This is a genomic window from Amycolatopsis sp. NPDC043887 (assembly GCF_056435665.1).
Map to the genome: position 1 here is coordinate 360,063 of NZ_JBWKEB010000007.1, position 17,976 is coordinate 378,038.

The window sequence follows — 17,976 nt, forward strand, 5'->3', positions numbered from 1 at the left end:
GGGCCGCTGCCGGCGCCTCCTTCGTCGTTCAAGTTCGGCGAACCTACCAGCAATCGGCCGAACGCAATACTCCGAACGACCGCGGGTTCGCGTCCGCCCAAGGGAACCGTCTCGGAAGAGGGTAAGTGTTCGGGCGGCGCGACGCCGTCCGCCGACGGTGTTGATCGCGACGTCCGATTCTCGCCAGCCTCCGGCGCGCGAGGCGGCGAAGCTGGCGTACGTGACAGTTACTACGACGGCGGCCGAGACCGCGCACACCCGTATCGAGCCAGGAATCCTCTACTTCGGCACCCCTGTGGTGCTCCTTTCGACGGTCGACCAGGCGGGCGCCCCGAACCTGGCACCGATGTCGTCGGCGTTCTGGCTCGGCTGGCGGGGCATGCTCGGACTGGGCGCGAAAGCCAAGACGGCGCAAAATCTCATGCGCAACCGTGAATGTGTTCTGAATCTCCCTTCCGACGCGCTGGCTGCCGCCGTCGACAGGCTGGCGCTGACCACCGGTTCGGATCCCGTCCCGGCCCGCAAGTACGAACGCGGCTACCGGCACGAACCGGACAAGTTCGCCCGCGCCGGCCTCACCCCGGTGCCCTCGGAGACGGTCCGGCCGCCGCGCGTCGCGGAATGCCCGGTGACGATGGAGGCCGTCGTCGAGGCCGTGCACCCGCTCGCGGAGGACGATCCGAAACAACGCGGCGGCGTCCTCGTGTTCGAGGTCCGCGTGCAGCGCGTCCACGTCCACGACGACGTGCGGATGCCGGGCACCGAAGACCGGATCGACCCCGACCGGTGGCGGCCGCTGATCATGAGTTTCCAGAAGCTCTACGGCCTCGGCCCGCAGGTCCATCCGTCGACACTGGCGCGGATCCCGGAGCGGCTCTATCGCGGGCCGGACATCGAGCGATCGCGGGCGAACGAGAACCGGTTCACCAGCGGCAGCCAGCGCTGATAGGACACGGCCAGCAGTGGCCACGCTTCGCCGGACAGGCCGCGTTCGAGTTTCGGGCGCAGTTCGTGGTCGTTCATCTTCGACACGATCTCGATGGCCTTGTCGTCGGGGGCGCTCCCATCGAGGCCGGCGAACCACCGGACTGCGTCCGGATGCCCGACGTGGACCGCGAGCAGCACCAGCACCGCACGGAACGGTGCCTCGCGGTCGCCGTCGGAGAGGAACTCCGCCAGGTCTTCTCCGGCGAACCGTGCTCGCAGCAGGCGATACAGGTTCAGGAGCCTTTTCGCGGCACGTGGGGACCGGACGAGCGGGGCCAGTGTCGGCAGGAAGTCCAGTTCCGGCGCCGAGATCACCAGCCGAGGAGGTCGTAGGTCTATTGTGGACTGTTCGGACGACGGTCGCGGTGCTTCCGCGCGAGGGCGAGAATCGGCCGGGACCGGAGAGCGGTCACCGGTGGCCTGATCCGGTTCGGTGGGCGTCGGCGACGGCGAGGCGTCCTGGACCTCGGTGTCGGCGAGCCCGCGCACGAGCCCCGCGAACCCTGGATCGTCCATGGGGGACAACGTGAACGGCACTTGGAAGATCTTCTCGAGGTAGTTCTCGGCGAAGGTCTCCGGATCGTCGCCGAGCATCTCCTCGTAGTGCTGCTCCACGGCCTTCTTGAGCCAGCGGGAGTCGACACCCACCACGACGACGAACACCGGCAGCGCCAGTAGAAGATGAATGGCTTCGAGGACCTGCACGACGACCTTCGGCGGGCAGCGGTCGAGATCGTCGATGTAGAGCACGGTCCGTTCGATCTTCCCCGAACCGTGGGGTACCTCGGCGAGCATGGTCGCGAACGTCTCGAGATCCTTGCGCAGCAGCGAAACCACGCCCAGATGTTCGACGTAGTCCGAGACCCGGGACTCGGCGAACGACACGAGGTCCAGCCCCGGTGCGAGTTCGGCGACCGCCTTTTCGAGCCGGTCGGATTCGGCGTCCAGTTCGGCCAGGCGCCGCTCGGTCTCTTCGTCCTCTTCGGACGGTCCGCCGAGCTTGTCGAGCGCCTGGTGGATCCGGTCCGCGCTGGCGCGCATCCGCAGGACGACGGTCAGCGCGGAGCTCACCACGGTGAGTCCGCCGAGCACGCCGGACACCTGCGACCGGCCGACGAGCAGCGTGACCACCAGGACCGTCACCAGCCCACCGATCAGGACCAGCAGCGGAACCGGATCCTGCCGCAGCCGCCGCCAGAATTCGGCGACGTCCGACCGCAGCCCGCCCGTTTCCTGCGCCAGCCGTTCGAGATCCTCGGCGGTCGGCTGGTCGACGCCGATCCGGGACGCGATCCACGCCTTGTCCGCGGCGGTGAGGCTGTCGAAGACCGCGCGGACGTACTCGCGCGGTTTCCGTCGCCTTCGCTTCGCTTGTTTCTGCTGGGCCGTCAGGGTTCTGCGTTCGAGCCGGACCGCGCTGAGCCTGCCGAGAAGCGTCTTCTCGGTCATGCGGCGTTCGGCGAGCAGGTCGGCCTGGCGCTGAAGGTCGTTCTCGGCGCCGTTCGCGGCGAGGTTGTCGAAGATATGCGTGGCGAGGCTGGCGAGGAGGTTCGCTTCGCTGTAGTGCCAGGCGTTGAAGCTGATCTGGCGAACGCTCGAACAATAGGAGGACACGGACTTCCCGTGCGTGCCGGCCTCGGTTTCGGCCGCCCGCGCGGAATCGGCGAGTTCGCGGACGCGCAGTTGCATCTGGCGCATGAAGAAGCTCTTGCCCGAACCCCAGCTGCCGAACAGGCCGATCGACAGGGGAGGGGTGATCATCCGGGAGACGACCAGGTCGGCGAGCATACGGACGTCGGTGCCGATGCCGAGTCGATCGACGCCGTCGTCGGTGTCTGGCCGGTAGTCGGCGACGTGAGCGGCGAAGGGGTCCGGGCCTTTGTCCCCGGAATCAGGAGGGCTCCGCACGACAGCGATTTCGTCAATCGTGCGGATGGGCCCTGACGCGGGGAACATCGCCTTCGCTTCAGCGCGTTCGGCGGCGGAGAGAGCCGGGCCGATGTGGAGGACGGTCGGCCCGAGGCGATCGATCGCCGCACGCAGTTCCGGGTGGTCGTATTGGCTTTCGCCGACGAGCCCCAGAAGTCGGCGCCGAGGATCCTTGTCCAGCCATTTGGCCACCGCGGCGGGGTCGCGGCCGAGAGTTTGGGGCAGTTTCCGGTCGAGCCAGAGCACTGCCGGGCCGTCGCGCCGGTCCATCACGAGCTCGTCGAGCTCCGGCTCGATGACCAGGTCCGTTCCGGCGTACGTCATCCACAAGGCTTCCAAGGCCGATCGCCTGGCGCCCGAGTACACCTCGTGGACGACGAGGGTGAACGGCGTGGTCTTGAGCGCTGACCTGAGCGGGCCGTCGATGTCCCTGGGCAGGTAAGCCCCCGGTTTCTCGCCCGATGCCTTGTTCATCAGCAGAATCGACGGATCGACGTCGCGCACCAGCACCATCCGTGCTCCCCTCCCAAGGCCGAACGGAAGGGCAGTCTAGAGGGCGGCTACTCAGCTGGGGGTGAAACTACGCCTCCGCTCGGTCACTGGTCGCTACATTTGATCTCATGACGGGGGAGCGGCTGGATGGCAGGTACGCGAAGCTCTGGGCGGCGAGTACGACGTCCGCGCTGGGCAGCGGTCTCGCGACGGTGGCGGCGCCGTTGCTGATCGCTTCCCGCACCGACGAACCGCTCGTGGTCTCGGGCGGCTTCGCGGTGGCGTGGCTGCCTTGGCTGCTCTTCTCGCTGCCGGGTGGAGTGCTCGTCGACCGGGTGGACCGGCGCAAGCTGATGATCACCCTCGACTGGATCCGGGTGCCCGCCGTCGCCCTGCTGGCCGTCGCGATCTCGATGGGCGACGTCAGCATCGCCTTGCTGTACGCCGTCCTCTTCGTGATCAACGCGAGCGAGGTCGTGTTCCGGACGGCCGGCGGGGCGATGCTGCCCTCGATAGTCCCGAAAGCGTTGCTGGAGCGGGCGAACGGCCGGCTGTACGCCGGGACGACACTGACCCACGGCATGCTCTCGGGGCCGCTGAGCGGATTCCTGTTCGGCGTGGCGGCGAGCATCCCGTTCTACGTCAACGCCGGGACGTACGCGGTCAGCGCCCTGTTGCTCGGGCTGATCGCGGGTGCGTACCGGCCGCGGCCCGGCGACGGCACCGGTGAGCCGGTCGCGCGCCGGTCGATGCGCTCGGAGGTGGCCGAGGGGTTCCGCTGGCTCGCCGGTCAGCGTCTGCTGCGGACCATGATCGGATTGATCGGGATGTTGAACCTGACGCTCGTCGCGGCCACCTCGGTCCTGGTGCTGCTCGCGAAGGAACGGCTCCAGCTGGGTGCGGTCGGATACGGCCTGCTCTTCACCTGCATGGCGGTGGGCGGACTACTCGGCTCGGTCATGGGCGACCGGCTGATCGCCTGGTGCACCCCGACCTGGACGTTGCGGATCGGGCTGCTGATCGAGGCCGGGACACATCTGGTGCTCGCGACGAGCACGAGCGCGCCGGTGGTCGGGGTGATCCTGTTCCTCTTCGGGGTACACGGCGCACTGTGGGGAATCGTCGGCAGTTCCCTGCGTCAACGGCTCACCCCGCCCGACATGCTGGGCCGGGTCGGCAGCACCAGTCTGTTCATCATCGCGGGCGGCAACTGCGTCGGTGCGCTGCTCGGCGGGGCGGTGGCGTCGAAGTTCGGGCTGACGACGCCGTACTGGGCCGGTTTCGTGGTGGCGGTGATCGTTTCCGCGCTCACCTGGCGGGTGTTCGACCGCGAGGTCGTCTCCGCGGCCTACGCGCAAGAGCCCACTGTCAGCCGTTGATCCCGGTGAGCGCGAAGAACTCCTGGCGCGAACGAGCGTCTTCACGCAGTGTGCCGAGCAGGGTCGAGGTGACGGTGCTCGACCCGACGGCCTGGACGCCGCGCAACGTCATGCACGAATGCTCCGCTTCGATCACCACGCCGACGCCACGCGGTTCGAGCTGCTCTTCGAGCCAGTCGGCGACCTGTTTCGTGAGCCGTTCCTGAACCTGCGGACGGCAGGCGAAGTGCTCGACGATCCTGGCCAGCTTGGACAGGCCGAGGATCCGCTCTCCCGGCAGATATCCCACGTGCGCGACCCCGACGAACGGCAGCAGGTGGTGTTCGCAGACGGATCGGACCGGGATCCCCCTGGCGAGGACGAGTTCGTCGTAGCCCTCGTCGTTGGGGAAGGTCGTGAGATCGAACGGCCGAGGAGTGAACAACTCGGCGTACGCGCGCGCCATCCGGCCCGGCGTGCCACGGAGGCTCTCGGAGTCCAGCGAAATGCCCAGTGCGGTGAGGAGATCGGCGGCCGCGGCCTCGGCCGCCGCGAGGTCCGGCCCCGGCCCGGTTTCGTGCACGACGCGCAAGGCGGGAGTGGACATTGGGCCTCCTAGGCTGAACGCGATCCCCAGTGGATTAAACCAAGACTTTTGGGTGTTTTGCCACCCGGTGGCTCATCTTACATGGTAGATCGGCAGTCCAGAATGTTCCGCCGGTTGAGATAGGCGATATCGTGGTGAACGTGACAGTGCCCGACCCGGACGGCCTCGACGCCCCCGCCATCGCCGCGGTGGCGGCGCTCGACGACGACCTCCGTCGAGGCATGTACGTCTACGCGCGGCGTGCGAGGCGCCCTGTCACGCGGGACGAGGCAGCGGCGGCGGTCGGGATCTCCCGCAAGCTCGCCGCCTTCCATCTCGACAAGCTCGTGGCGGCCGGGCTGCTCAGATTCGGCTTCGCGGCCGGTCCGGTGGTGAAGGTGGGACGCAGGCCGAAGGTCTACGAGCCCGTCGACGAGGCCATCCAAGTGCAGCTTCCCGCCCGGCGGCACGAGATCCTGGCGGGCATCCTCGCCGAGGCCGTGCTCGCCGAAGGGAGCGGCGAGTCCGCGCGGGAAGCCGTGCTGCGGGTCGCGGGGGAGCGCGGTTTCGCGGCGGGCGAAGAGGAACGAGCGCGAACGCGCCCCGGCAGGCTCGGCACGGAACGCGCGCTCACCGTGGCCGAAGGGATGCTTCGCCGCTACGGCTTCGAGCCGAGCCGGGACAGCAGGACCTGCGTCCGACTGCGGAACTGCCCGTTCCATCCGCTGGCCGCGGAGGCGCCGGGGCTGGTCTGCGGGATCAATCAGGCCTTCCTTGCCGGTTTCCTGAACGGCGTGCGCGCCGGGAACGTGGAGGCGGCCCTCGCTCCCGGCGCGGCCGAGTGCTGTGTGGAGCTACGGCAGGCCGAGTAGGTCGCTCAGGCGGCGCCGGCGATCTGCCGGGTGGCGACGTTGAGCCGGTTCCAGGTGTTGATGGCGGCGATGGAGAGGACCAGGCTCGACAGCTGCGCTTCGTCGTAGTGACGAGCCGCCTCGTCCCAGATCTCGTCGTCGACCGGGTCGGCCCGGTCCGCGATGCGGGTGAGGGCCTCCGCCAGCGCGAGCGCCGCCCGTTCGGCGTCGGTGAAGTAGGCCGTGTCGCGCCACGCCGCCACGGTGAAGATCCGCTCGTCGGACTCGCCCGCCTCGCGCAGCTCCTTGGTGTGCATCTCCAGGCAACCGCTGCACCCGTTGATCTGGCTCGCGCGGACGTGCATGAGGTAGTGCGTGGTCTTCGGGACACCGGTGTCGCCGGTCGACTCCGCCAGCGCGATCAGGGCCTTCAACGTCGCGGGGTTCGCGAGGGCGGGGTTCGGGATGCGGGTTTCCATGGTGGTTCTCCTTCAGGGTTTCCGTCTTGCTTTCACCGCACTGACGGATCCCGGAGCGGAGATGTGACCGAGTTTCTACCGAGGCGCCACCTTGCCCTAGGCGGGCGCGGACACCGTCGCGCGATCGCGGAGCGAGACTTCCAGCCTGAAGCCCTCCGGCTTGAGGGTCAGCAGCTCCTGCACCTTCAGCCGATAAGACGGGTCGCCGCGCAGCTCGTACCGGCTCAGCAGCATGCCGAGTACCAGCGTCGCCTCGTGCAGGGCGAACTGCCGCCCGATGCAGGCCCGCTCGCCGGTGCCGAAGGGTTTGTAGACGTGCGCCGGGCGGGCACGGTTGCGTTCCGGGGAGAAGCGGTCCGGGTCGAACGATTCGGGATCGTCTCCCCAGGCGGGATCACGGTGCAGCGCCGGGATGAGGACCAGCGCCCACTGTCCCTTGCGCATCGGGTACTCGCCGCCGACGACGGTGTCCACCTGGGCCTGGCGCGCGAACGCGGGCGCCGTCGGCCAGAGCCGGAGCGCTTCGTCGAGCACTCGCCGGACGTAGCGGAGCTTCGCGACTTCTTCGTACGACGGGTCCGGGTTCTCGCCCCAGACCTTGTCCACTTCGGACCGAGCGCGGGCCAGGACGTCCGGGCTCCTGGCGAGGTAGTACAGCGCGAACGACAGCGCGCCCGACGTGGTTTCGTGCCCGGCCACGAGGAAGGTGATGATCTGGTGCCGGATGTTGTCCTCGTCCAGCGCCTCGCCGGTGCTCGGCTGAGTGGTGTTCAGCATGAGCCCGAGCAGGTCTTCGGTGCTCGTGTCGTTCCGGCGCGCTTCGATGACGTCGGCGACGACCGAGTGGAGGAACGCCAGGTCGGCTTCGTTGCGCCGGTTCGCCTTGCGGCTGAGAAGCGGGCCGATGACCGGCGGCTGGATCGCCCTTCGCTGCGCATGCCGCAGCGTGCGGACCATCGCGGCGACGAACGGATGCGGCTCGGCGCGTTCGAACGAAGAGAAGCTGTAACCGAATCCCGTCCGGCCGATGGTCTCCAGCGTCAGCTTGGTCATGTCATCCGCGACGTCGACCTCGCCGCCCCTGTCCCACGTGTCCAGCAGCTCGCGGGTGATCGCCAGCATCGTCGGGTGATAGCGCTGCATGGCGTTGCGGCTGAACGCGGGCGCGAGGATCTCGTGCGCGCGCCGCCAGTTCGGCTCTTCGTTGTGGGCGGTGAACAGGCCGTCGCCGCCGAGCGGGCGCAGGTTCGAGATCGCGGGAGTGACGTGCTTCGCGAAGCGCTTCTCGTCGGAGAGGTCGGCGACCATCTCGGCACCGTTGACGAACACGATGCTCCGGCCGAACACCTTCCGCTCGAAGACCGGGCCCAGTTCGGCCGCGTGCCGCATCGAGTCCTGGACCGGCGTCTTCGGCGACACGCCGAGCACGTCGCCGATCAGCGGGATCCGTCGCGGGGGATGGGGGAGAGCGGTGGCCATCGAGCCCCTCCAGGTGTGCGCTGTTGAACCGGCATCCAATAGGGAGCGTGGCCTGTTACTGAACTCGTGTCAAGTAAGTACGATGCCCGGATGGCGCCGAGTACTTCCGGGAAGCCCCGCAGCAGGCTGAGCACCGCCGAGCGGCGGGAACAGCTGCTGCGGATCGGCGCCCGCCTGTTCGCGGAGCGGCCGTACGACGATGTGTGGATCGAGCAGGTCGCGGATATCGCCGAGGTCTCCCGGGGGCTGCTGTACCACTACTTCCCGACGAAACGGGACTTCGTCACCGAGGTCATCAGGTCAGAGGGCGAGCGCCTGCTCGAGATGACCAAGTCCGATCCCACGCTCCCGGTCGCGGAGCAACTGACGGCCGGCCTCGACGCGTACCTGCGCTACGTCGAAGCCAACGAGGACGGCTACCGGGCACTGCACTCGGGCACGTCGATCGCCGTCGACGGCGTGCGTGAAGTCGTGGACAACAACTTCGCCGAGCAGGGACGCCGGATCCTGGAGGTGCTGTGCCCGGAGGGCGAGCCGCCGGAGGCCCTGCGGGTGCTCGTGCGGGGCTGGCTGGCCTTCGTCGTCGCGGTGTGCCTCGACTGGCTCAAGTACCGGAAGCTGACCCGGGACCAGATCCGGGATCTGTGCGCGAAGGCGTTGCTCGACATCGTCGACGTGCCAACATGACCTCGGCGCGTTCCTCGATCAGCTTCATCCGCGCGAGCCGTTCGCCGTCGTCGTTGTGCGCCGCGGACCGGGTGACCTGACCGGCCCACTTCCGGTAGAACATGCCGCACGTGGAGACGAAGTAGCCGTCGGAGCAGGCGTTGGCGGCGAGGATCAGCCCGGTGTCCTCCGACGCGGGCAGCGCCATCCAGCCGCCCAGATCCAGCAGAAGGTCGCGGCGGATGCACAGCGTCCCGGCCACCACCGACGACACGTAGCCGTTGCGCCGCCAGTGGCGCAGGATCGCGCCGCGTTCGATCCGTCCCTCGCCGGGATCGCTGTCGACGCCGGCCGTGGTCCCATCCGGAAAGAGGTCGAGGACCCGGCAGGTCGTCCAGCCGACCTCGGGGTCCTCCAGCGCCGCGATGTCTCGTGCGAGCGCGCCGGGTGCCAAGAGGTCGTCCGCGTCGAGTGCCTTGATCAGCTCCCCGGAGGCGCGTGACAGAGCCATCATCCGCGCGACTCCGGGACCGCCTGGGCGCCCCGAGCCGGGCAGGACGCGCTCGTCCGCGGGGAGGACGCCGTCGAGCAGGCCGGTCTCGCCGTCCTCCTGTACCAGCCATTCCCAGCTCCAGTCCGGCGGTAGTTCCTGCGAGGCGAGGGATTCGTACGCCTCGGTCAAGTACGGCAGGCTCGGCGGGTGGACCGGGGTGATCACGCTGACGACCGGCATGCTCACTCCGGGCGGCGGGCGAGGACCAGGAGGTGCTCCTCCGGCGGTGTCCCCGGCTCGTCCGCGGTGAAGAGCTCCGAATGGGTGCCGGTGACCTCCAGCCCGGCCGCCTCGACCCGCCGGACGAGGTCGTCCGGGGCGAAACTGGTCTCGAGGAAGGTGCGGCCGAAGAACTCCGCCGGCACGTCCTCGGCGTCGCGCGGAACGGTGACCAGAGCGAAGAGCCCGCCCGGCACCAGCCAGCGCCCGATGTCGGCGAGCACGGCTTCGGTGTCCGCGCGCGGCATCTGGAGGAAGGGGAAGAAGGCGCAGACGGCCTCCCAAGATTCGGACGGCGAGGTCCATTCCCGCACGTCGGCGTGGACGAAGGTGGCTGCGGGAACCTGCTCACGCGCGAGATCGATCATCACCGGCGACACGTCGAGCCCGGTCACCCGATGACCGGCGTAAGACAGGTCCTCGGCCACCGGCCTTCCCGTTCCGCTTCCGATGTCGAGCACCCTCGACGACGGCGGCAAGCTGTCCAGCAGATGCCGCACCGCCCTGTCAACCGCCGGCGCCCGTCCGAAGACGTCCTCGTAAGCGGAACCGATGGCGTCGAACAGCTCTGCCGCCGTGACCGGTCGGTCCATTGCGCAGCTCCCCGGATCGAGTGGCTCTCCCTCCGGCGAATCTACCGATCGACATCCTCAAAGGACGGGCCCACCCGGGCCCTTAGACTGGAGCCGACGGAGTTACTGGGGTTTGGGGTTCAAGATGAGCGTGTCGAGTGACGAGTTCCACCGGATGCTGAAGTCGCTCGCCGACGTCGAGCGATCCGACGCGAAGGAGTGGGAGTCGTTCAGCGTGCGCGGGAAGCGGTTCGGCTACTACTGGCCGCGGACCCAGACCGTCGGCCTGAAGCAGACGCTCTCGGAACAGGAAGCCCTCGTGGCCGAACGGCCCGACGTCTTCGAGGTGCAGTTCACGGCCGGGGGATTCGGCTGGGTGGTGGTGTACCTCGACGGCATCGAATCCGACGAGCTGAACGAATTGGTCTACGAGGCATGGCGGCTGTCCGCTCCCGAAGAACTGGTGGATCAGGTTCCGCCACCCTGCTGAGCGTTACCGCATTCGTGTGTTGACGCGCGTCACTTTTTTCGCGGGGAACATTTTCCGAGCCGTGGCGTTGTAGAGAGTGTCGGTACGGATGGTGCCCCCGGGCCTCACCCTTCGCCTTCACGGAATACCGGTTCGGCCGGAGCCGTGTCGAGCCACTCGCCGAGAGGCGGCCCCCGTACCGGCCACAAACTCCCGCTTCCTGCTCGCAGGAACCCCCAGCCTTCGCTGAGCGGAAGCGGGACCTTTTCTTTCCTCGCCCGTCGCCGGTTCGGTGGCGGTTTTTTGTTTTGCGGTCGGGTGTGGACGGAAGGAAGCGGTCGGTGGTCCGTGAAGGCCTCCTTGCCTACCTTGAGGGTAGGGAAGGAGGCCTTCGCTACCTGCTCGCGTGACTGTGCCGGGGTGGTTGTCGGGTTTGGAGTCCGTGAAGCCCTCCTTGACGGATTCGTATTTGTCCACCCACCTGTGCGGCCGGCGGTTTCGTCGATGAGGGATTGGGGACATTGAACGTCCCGAATCCCTCATCAACGGCGTCCTGCGTTGTCTCGAAGCCTGGTGGCGCCGTGACTCTGGGTCCCTCAAGGAAGCATTCACGGATATCAGGGGCCCGGCGAGGGCGCCTTTTCTCTATTCCGAGTCGACGTGGGCATGGCGAGGGACCCGTCGCCGGTGTGGCTGGCGGGCTCCTCGGGGTCAGTGGTGGAGGGTGTTGCTGGGCGTTTCGAATCAGGGCCCGAGGCCACTCACATACCCGGGCCGCAGAGACCTCACGACTCCACGAGAGTCCCGCCGGTCAACCGCACCCGCCGATCGACCTTGATCTCCCGAAGGAACCGCTCGTCATGGCTGACGACCACGAAAGCCCCTTGATACGCCCCCAGCGCGCTCTCCAATTGCCCGACGCTGACCAGGTCGAGATTGTTGGTCGGCTCGTCCAGCAGCAGGAGTTGCGGCGCGGGTTCGGCGAACAGGACGCAGGCCAGGGTGGCCCGCAGGCGTTCGCCTCCGGAGAGCACGCCGACGGGAAGCTGGCTTCGCGCGCCTCGGAACAGGAAGCGGGCGAGCAGGGTCATTCGCTGTGACTCGGGGAGGTTCGGGGCGAACGCGGCGAAGTTCTCGGCGATGGTCCGGCCTAAGTCCAGCAGGTCGAGCCGCTGGGAGAGGTACGCGATCCGCCCTTCGGCTCGCTTCACCACGCCACTGTCGGGCGTGAGGTCTCCCTTGAGCACCCGGAGGAGGGTTGACTTGCCGGTCCCGTTTCCGCCGGTCAGGGCGATCCGTTCGGGGCCGCGGATCGTCAGGTCGACTCCGTCGCCCGCGAAGACGTTCCGGTCGCCGTAGCGGACTTGGATGTGCTCGCCGTGGAACATCGTGCGCCCGGTGGGGACGTTGGTGCCCGGCAGGATGAGCGCGATCTTCTGGTCGTCGCGGAGGGAACGTTCGGCCTCGTCGAGGCGGTTCTTCGCTTCGCTGACCCGCGCGGCGTGTGTCTCGTTCGCCTTGCCCGCGGACTCCTGGGCGTTGCGTTTCATGGTGCCGGCGAAGATCTTCGGCAGTCCGGCGTTGCCCAGGTTCCTGGCGGCGTTGCCCGCCCGGCGCGCCGCCCGCTCGCGGGCTTGCTGCATCTCCCGTTTCTCGCGTTTGACCTCTTGTTCGGCGCTGCGGACGTTGCGCTCGGCGACCTCTTGCTCGGCCTTGACCGCCGCTTCGTACTGGGTGAAGTTCCCGCCGTGGTACCTGAGATCGCCGCGGTCGAGTTCGGCGATCCGGTCCATCCGGTCGAGCAGTTCCCGGTCGTGACTCACCAGCAGCAGGCAGCCGGACCAGTCTTCGAGCACCCCGTAGAGCTTGCGGCGGGCGTCGAGGTCGAGGTTGTTGGTCGGTTCGTCCAGCAGCAGGATGTCGGGCCGCTTCAGCAATTGCGCGGCCAGGCCGAGGGAGATGATCTGCCCGCCGCTCAACGTACGCAGGCTCCGGTCCAGCGAGATGCCGTCGAGGCCGAGCCGATCGAGCTGGGCGCGGGTGCGCTCCTCGATGTCCCAGTCGTTCCCGATGGTGGTGAAGTGCTCTTCACTCGCGTCGCCGGACTCGATCGCGCTCAGCGCCGCGAGCTGCGGTGCGATCCCCAGTACTTCGGCCACGTTCAGGTCGGCGGTGAGGGGCAGAGACTGCGGCAGATAGCCGAGGACTCCCTGGGTGGAGACCGACCCCGACACCGGTCGCAGCTCTCCGGCGATCAGTTTGAGGAGCGTGCTCTTGCCCGCCCCGTTCGGCGCGACCAGACCGGTGCGGCCACCGGGCACGGTGAAGGACAGGTCGTCGAAGACCGGGGTGTCATCCGGCCAGGAGAAGGAGAGGGCGGACACGACGACGAAGGCGTCTGACATGGAAATGACCTCGTGAAAGACAGCGGGCGCCTTGAGGCTGCACCGCAGTGGACGTGGTTTGAGGGGACGACAAAGAGGCCACGTCGGCGTCAACGCCGGTGGCCCGCCGACTCCGGCTCACCCGGAGATGTCGTCTTCACCTGCCACGTCTGGTCTCCACTGCTCGTCGATCAGGTCCGCACCTACGATAACAAGACCTGCCGGAGTGTGGCCACCGCAATCCCTCGGCGCGGCGTCGGCAAGGCGCGAAATCCGGTGTTCATTCATTCACCACGATTCCCGATGATCGGTAATCGTGTGGTCGGAATCCTATTCATTGAGGGGTGAAGGCGGGACTCCTAATGTTCTCGATGGCCATCACCCGATTCCTTGATCTGGGAGGTTTTCCGATGATGTCGAATGCCGGAACCCGAAGACGAATCGCGACCACGGTAACCGCACTGGGGGCGTTCGCCCTGGTCGCTCCACCGGCGCACGCCGCCGAAATCGCCGTTCCCTGCGACTCCGCCGCGTTGGTCCAGGCCATCGCCGAGGCCAACGCCACCGCCGCGCCGGACACACTGTCCCTGGCGGCGAAGTGCGTCTACACGCTCACCGCGGTCGCCGATGTCTACTGGAGTGCCGGGCTGCCCTCCATCGAGGGAAAGCTCACCGTCAACGGTAATCACGCCACCATCGAACGCGCCAAGGACGCGCCCCGATTCCGCATCATCAACAATTGGGGCGACCGGACCCTCAACGAGGTCACGATCGCGGGCGGTCATGCTCCTGACGGTGTCGGGACCAACTCCTATGGAGACGCGAACCCGGGCGGGTCCGGCGGCGGTATCAAGAACTGGGGTCCGCCGACCATCACCGACAGCGTCATCAGTGGCAACGCCGCCGGCTCCGGAGGCTCCGGCGGTGGTATCTCCTCCTACGCCTCCGCTCGGACGGAGTTGACGATCACCCGCAGTTCGATCACCGGCAACGCCTCCGGCTCCGGTGGCCCGGGCGGGAACGGGGTGGCGGCCAAGGCGGGTGGACGAGGCGGTTCAGCCGGCTTCGGCGCCGGTGTCGACGTGCTCAGCGGTACCGTCCTGCGGCTCACCGACAGCGTCGTCACCGGCAACAGTGCCGGGAGCGGGGGCAAGGGCGGCGCGGGAGGCTCGGAGGGCGGCGGAGCCGGACACGGCGGCAGCGGCGGCACGGGCGGCGGCCTGATCATGTCGACCAGCCCCGGTGTGCTGCTGAATCCGGTCATCACCCGCACCACCATCACCGGAAACCATGCGGGACGCGGCGGTGATGCCGGCGTCGCGGGGCCGGGCGGGTACTCCGGGATCTCCGGTTACGGAGGTCGAGGCGGCGGACTCAGTGTGTTCGATGACAGTCTCACGCTCGACGGCGGGACCGTCAGCGACAACGTCGCGGGCGAACCTGGGGCCGGGTTGTACCCTCTCCCGGCTTCCGGCGGCGGCATTCACACGCTCAGCGGACGCGTCACGCTGGTGAACGGGGCCGTGTTGAGTGGCAACCGGCCGGACAACTGCACTTCCACCGCGGACGTGCCCGGCTGCGTCAACGGGTTCCGGGCCGACGGGCAGGACCGGCGAGCCGCCGACCGTGTCTTCGCGGAACGCGCCGAGCGCTCCCGCGCGTAAAGGTCAGGAAAGGGTCGTCCTGAACGACCCTTTCCTGACACTTGCCCTCAGCTCAGCCCGTTGAGACTGATCGCCCGGGCATACCAGAGCGCGCTCTGTTTCGGCGTCCGCCGCTGCGTCGCGTAGTCGACATGGACGAGTCCGAACCGTTTGCCGTATCCCTCGGCCCACTCGAAGTTGTCGAGCAGTGACCAATAGAAGTAGCCGCGCAGGTCGACGCCCGCCTCGATCGCCTCGTACGCGGCACGCAGATGCGAGTCGAGGAAGGCGATCCGGTCGGTGTCCGCGATATCCCCGCCGATCAACGCGTCCGGATAGGACGCGCCGTTCTCGGTGATGTACAACGGGATCGGCCGATACTCGCGATGGACCTGGAGGAGGCACTCGGTGAGCCGCGAAGGCTGGACCTCCCAGCCGGAGTCGGTGCGGGGCGCCGCTTCGTCGGGCACGAAATGGACGTCGGGGGAGCCGAGCCAGTCGGGGCCCGCCGGTTCACTGCCGGGCAGCGGGGTGCCCGCGACCTGGTAGCCGCGGTAGTAGTTGATGCCCAGCCAGTCGATCGGAGCGGCGATGGTCGCGAGGTCGCCGTCGCGCACCAGCTCTCCGATGCCGAGCGGCGCGAGATCGGTCAGCAGGTCCTCGGGGTAGGAGCTACGCAGCACCGGATCCAGGAACAGCCGGTTCTGCAGGCCGTCTATCCGGCGCGCGGCCTCGGAGTCCACAGTGGACGACGGATCGACCGCCGACACCGGGTACAGGTTCAGCGTTATCCCCGACGACGCGGCAGGCGCGTGTCGCCGCAGGACGTCCATCGCCAGTCCGTGTCCCAGCAGCAGGTGGTGCGCGGCCGCGACGGCGGCGCGGGGTTCCTGCCTGCCGGGCGCGTGGATTCCGCGCGCGTAGCCCAGCATCGCCGCACACCACGGCTCGTTCAGGGTGGACCAGCGCGGTACCCGGTCGCCCAGGCGCGCCACGACCGTTTCGGCGTATTCGGCGAACCGGAAGGCGGTCTCGCGTGCCGCCCAGCCGCCCTCGTCTTCCAGCGACTGGGGGAGATCCCAGTGATACAGCGTCGCCCAGGGTTCGACTCCGGCCTCGAGCAGCTTGTCGACGAGCCGGTCGTAGAACGCGAGACCCCGCGGATTCGGCGCGCCGCCGCCGGGCCGGATCCGCGGCCACGACAGCGAAAACCGGTACGCGCCGAGCCCGAGCCGTCGCATCAGATCGACGTCTTCGGCATAGCGCCGGTAATGATCGGCGCCCGGCTCCCCGGTGTCGCCGCCGACGACGGCACCGGGACGGCGGGCGAAGACGTCCCAGATCGAGTCGGTCCGGCCGTCGGCGGCCGTCGCCCCTTCGACCTGGAAGGCCGCGGTGGCGGCGCCCCACACGAATCCGGGCGGGAACAGGAGCGCGGTCTTCGCCCGGACACTGTCGGGATGAGCGGACATGGTCACCCTTTCACGGCACCTTGCATGATCCCGGCCACGATCTGGCGGCCGAGGAGGAGGAAGACGATGAGGATCGGGATGGTGGCCAGGGTGGTCCCGGCCAGCACCAGCGAATAGTCGACGTAGTAGCCGCTCTGCAGCTTCTCCAGCGCCAGCTGGACGGTGGGGTTGCCGGCGTCCAGCACCACGAGCGGCCAGAGGAAGTCGTTCCACGACGTCATGAACGTGAACATCGCCAGGATCGCCGCCGCCGGCCGGACCGCGGGCAGGCAGACGTTCCAGAAGATCCGGATCATGCTGCAGCCGTCGACGCGCGCCGCCTCGATCAGTTCGTACGGTACGGCGTCCACTGTGTACTGCCGCATCCAGAAGACGCCGAACGCGGTCACCAGGTTGGGCACGATCACCGACTGCAATCCGCCTGCCCAGCCGAACTCCGACATCGCCATGAACAGCGGGATGATGCCGAGCTGGGTCGGTACGGCGAGCGTGATGACGATGAACACGAACAGCCCGTTCCGCCCGCGGAATCGCAGTTTGGCGAAGGCGAACCCGGCCAGTGCCGAGAACAGCACCGTGGTGAGGGTGACCGTGCCGGACACGATCAGGCTGTTCGCGAGCGCCTTCCAGAACGGCACGGTGTCGAACACCCTCGCCGCGTTGGCGAAGAAGTTCCCGCCGGGCAGGAAGGGCGGGACCCGTTCGGTGAGCATCCCGCTGTCCCGGCTGGCGACCAGGAACGACCAGTAGAACGGGAAGAGCGAGCCCAGCACGAAGATCGTGAGCACGACGTAGGTCGCCCTGCGCGGCTTGCCCAGCGCCGAAACGCCTCGCTTGAGTCCACTGTGGATCACTGTCATTTCTTCTTCACCGCCGTGAGCCTGCCGGTGAGGAAGAAGTTCACCAGCGCGATCAGCACGATGATCACGAACAGCACCCACGCGATCGCCGAGGCATAACCGAGTTCGTAGTTCTCGAAGGCCGTTTGGTACAGGTACAGCGTCACGGTCTGGAACTGGTTGGACGAACCGCCGTTGTTCGAGCCCGGCATGGCGTCGAACAGCTTGGGCTCGGTGAAGATCTGCAGTCCGCCGATCGTCGAGGTGATCGTGACGAAGATCAGCGTCGGCTTCAGCAGGGGGAGCGTGATGCTGAAGAACCGGCGTGCGGCGCCCGCTCCGTCGATCAGTGCGGCCTCGTGCAGTTCCTTCGGGATGGCCTGCATCGCCGCGAGCACGATCAGCGCGTTGTACCCGGTCCAGCGCCAGTTCACCATGATCGCGATCGCGGCGTGGCTGCTGAACCGGCCTGCCTGCCAGTCGACCGGATCGAGCCCGATCGTCTGCAGCAGACCGTTGACCAGCCCGTACTTCGGCCCGAACAGATTCGCGAAGATGATCCCGAGCGCGACCAGGCTGGCGGCGTAGGGGAGTAGGACGCCGACGCGCCAGCCGGTCGCCCCGCGGAGCCTGGCGCTCAGCAGCGCCGCCAGGAGCACCGCGATGATCAGCTGCGGAACGCTGGAGAGCAGGAAGATGCTGACGGTGTTCTCGAGCGCGTTCCAGAACTGCGTGTCGGCGAACAACTCCTTGAAGTTGTCCAGCCCGATGAAAACGGGGTTGTCGTCACCCGCCTCCCAGCTGAACAGGGACACGTAAGCCGTGTAGAGCAGCGGGAACAACCCGACGATCCCGAACACGACGAAGAACGGGGCGATGTAGAGGTACGGCGAGACCTTGACGTCCCACCGGCTCAGCCGATGGCGGAGGGTGGGCCGGGGCGACGTGCACACCCCGGCCTTCTCCTCGTCCGGCGCGATCTTGTCGACGACGGTCAT

At 67.9% G+C, this 17,976-nt stretch carries 16 protein-coding genes; 6 read left to right on the forward strand and 10 right to left on the reverse strand.

All coding sequences use genetic code 11. The features are described 5' to 3' along the window. The first annotated feature begins 295 nt into the window (after nucleotides 1-295). Nucleotides 296-946 (forward strand): flavin reductase family protein, encoded by a 651-nt coding sequence (locus tag AC069H_RS21090; protein WP_478226162.1) that lies wholly within the window; start codon nucleotides 296-298, stop codon nucleotides 944-946. Here the strand turns inward: AC069H_RS21090 and AC069H_RS21095 are convergent. Beyond that, nucleotides 877-3,429 (reverse strand): P-loop NTPase fold protein, encoded by a 2,553-nt coding sequence (locus tag AC069H_RS21095; RefSeq protein ID WP_478233536.1) that lies wholly within the window; start codon nucleotides 3,427-3,429, stop codon nucleotides 877-879. The two genes, AC069H_RS21090 and AC069H_RS21095, sit on opposite strands and share 70 nt — an antisense overlap. A gap of 107 nt (nucleotides 3,430-3,536) precedes the next feature. Between AC069H_RS21095 and AC069H_RS21100 the strand changes: the two genes are divergently transcribed. Beyond that, a complete protein-coding gene (locus AC069H_RS21100; RefSeq protein ID WP_478226046.1) occupies nucleotides 3,537-4,787 on the forward strand; it encodes an MFS transporter in 1,251 nt (416 codons plus the stop codon). Here the strand turns inward: AC069H_RS21100 and folE are convergent. Continuing rightward, nucleotides 4,777-5,373, reverse strand: coding sequence for a GTP cyclohydrolase I FolE (gene folE / locus AC069H_RS21105; protein ID WP_340681596.1), 597 nt, complete (start codon nucleotides 5,371-5,373; stop codon nucleotides 4,777-4,779). The two genes, AC069H_RS21100 and folE, sit on opposite strands and share 11 nt — an antisense overlap. A gap of 134 nt (nucleotides 5,374-5,507) precedes the next feature. Here folE and AC069H_RS21110 point away from each other — a divergent pair, with 134 nt between their 5' ends. Then, nucleotides 5,508-6,224 (forward strand): helix-turn-helix transcriptional regulator, encoded by a 717-nt coding sequence (locus AC069H_RS21110; protein WP_478233612.1) that lies wholly within the window; start codon nucleotides 5,508-5,510, stop codon nucleotides 6,222-6,224. Between the two features lie 5 nt (nucleotides 6,225-6,229). On the opposite strand, the gene AC069H_RS21115 is transcribed toward AC069H_RS21110, so the two are convergent. After that, the gene (locus AC069H_RS21115; protein ID WP_478233537.1) at nucleotides 6,230-6,682 is read right to left on the reverse strand and encodes a carboxymuconolactone decarboxylase family protein; all 453 of its coding nucleotides are present in this window, start codon (nucleotides 6,680-6,682) and stop codon (nucleotides 6,230-6,232) included. Nucleotides 6,683-6,778: 96 nt separating this feature from the next. Beyond that, entirely contained in the window at nucleotides 6,779-8,161 is a 1,383-nt protein-coding gene (locus tag AC069H_RS21120; RefSeq protein ID WP_478233538.1) for a cytochrome P450, read from the reverse strand. Nucleotides 8,162-8,251: 90 nt separating this feature from the next. On the opposite strand from AC069H_RS21120, the gene AC069H_RS21125 reads away from it, so the two are divergent. Beyond that, entirely contained in the window at nucleotides 8,252-8,848 is a 597-nt protein-coding gene (locus AC069H_RS21125; RefSeq protein ID WP_478233539.1) for a TetR/AcrR family transcriptional regulator, read from the forward strand. Here the strand turns inward: AC069H_RS21125 and AC069H_RS21130 are convergent. Both AC069H_RS21130 and AC069H_RS21135 read right to left on the reverse strand, forming a co-directional pair. Continuing rightward, nucleotides 8,766-9,560: a glycosyltransferase gene (locus AC069H_RS21130; RefSeq protein ID WP_478233540.1), complete on the reverse strand. Its 795-nt coding sequence runs from the start codon at nucleotides 9,558-9,560 to the stop codon at nucleotides 8,766-8,768. The two genes, AC069H_RS21125 and AC069H_RS21130, sit on opposite strands and share 83 nt — an antisense overlap. A 2-nt stretch (nucleotides 9,561-9,562) precedes the next feature. Next, the gene (locus AC069H_RS21135) at nucleotides 9,563-10,192 is read right to left on the reverse strand and encodes a class I SAM-dependent DNA methyltransferase (protein ID WP_478233541.1); all 630 of its coding nucleotides are present in this window, start codon (nucleotides 10,190-10,192) and stop codon (nucleotides 9,563-9,565) included. Nucleotides 10,193-10,316: 124 nt separating this feature from the next. Between AC069H_RS21135 and AC069H_RS21140 the strand changes: the two genes are divergently transcribed. Next, nucleotides 10,317-10,661 (forward strand): MmcQ/YjbR family DNA-binding protein, encoded by a 345-nt coding sequence (locus AC069H_RS21140; protein WP_125683301.1) that lies wholly within the window; start codon nucleotides 10,317-10,319, stop codon nucleotides 10,659-10,661. Between the two features lie 764 nt (nucleotides 10,662-11,425). Here AC069H_RS21140 and abc-f read toward each other — a convergent pair. Then, nucleotides 11,426-13,045, reverse strand: coding sequence for a ribosomal protection-like ABC-F family protein (gene abc-f, locus AC069H_RS21145; protein ID WP_478226052.1), 1,620 nt, complete (start codon nucleotides 13,043-13,045; stop codon nucleotides 11,426-11,428). A 389-nt stretch (nucleotides 13,046-13,434) separates the two neighbouring features. Here abc-f and AC069H_RS21150 point away from each other — a divergent pair, with 389 nt between their 5' ends. Beyond that, nucleotides 13,435-14,688 (forward strand): hypothetical protein, encoded by a 1,254-nt coding sequence (locus tag AC069H_RS21150; protein ID WP_478233542.1) that lies wholly within the window; start codon nucleotides 13,435-13,437, stop codon nucleotides 14,686-14,688. Nucleotides 14,689-14,735: 47 nt separating this feature from the next. Here the strand turns inward: AC069H_RS21150 and AC069H_RS21155 are convergent, their stop codons facing one another. The 3 genes from AC069H_RS21155 to AC069H_RS21165 are packed head-to-tail and all read right to left on the reverse strand — an operon-like array spanning nucleotide 14,736 to nucleotide 17,976. Further along, nucleotides 14,736-16,139: a GH1 family beta-glucosidase gene (locus AC069H_RS21155; RefSeq protein WP_478233543.1), complete on the reverse strand. Its 1,404-nt coding sequence runs from the start codon at nucleotides 16,137-16,139 to the stop codon at nucleotides 14,736-14,738. A gap of 2 nt (nucleotides 16,140-16,141) precedes the next feature. Next, complete coding sequence (locus tag AC069H_RS21160) at nucleotides 16,142-16,999, reverse strand: carbohydrate ABC transporter permease (protein WP_478233544.1); 858 nt, start codon at nucleotides 16,997-16,999, stop codon at nucleotides 16,142-16,144. Beyond that, a complete protein-coding gene (locus AC069H_RS21165) occupies nucleotides 16,996-17,976 on the reverse strand; it encodes a carbohydrate ABC transporter permease (RefSeq protein WP_478233545.1) in 981 nt (326 codons plus the stop codon). The genes AC069H_RS21160 and AC069H_RS21165 overlap by 4 nt, the downstream gene beginning before the upstream one ends.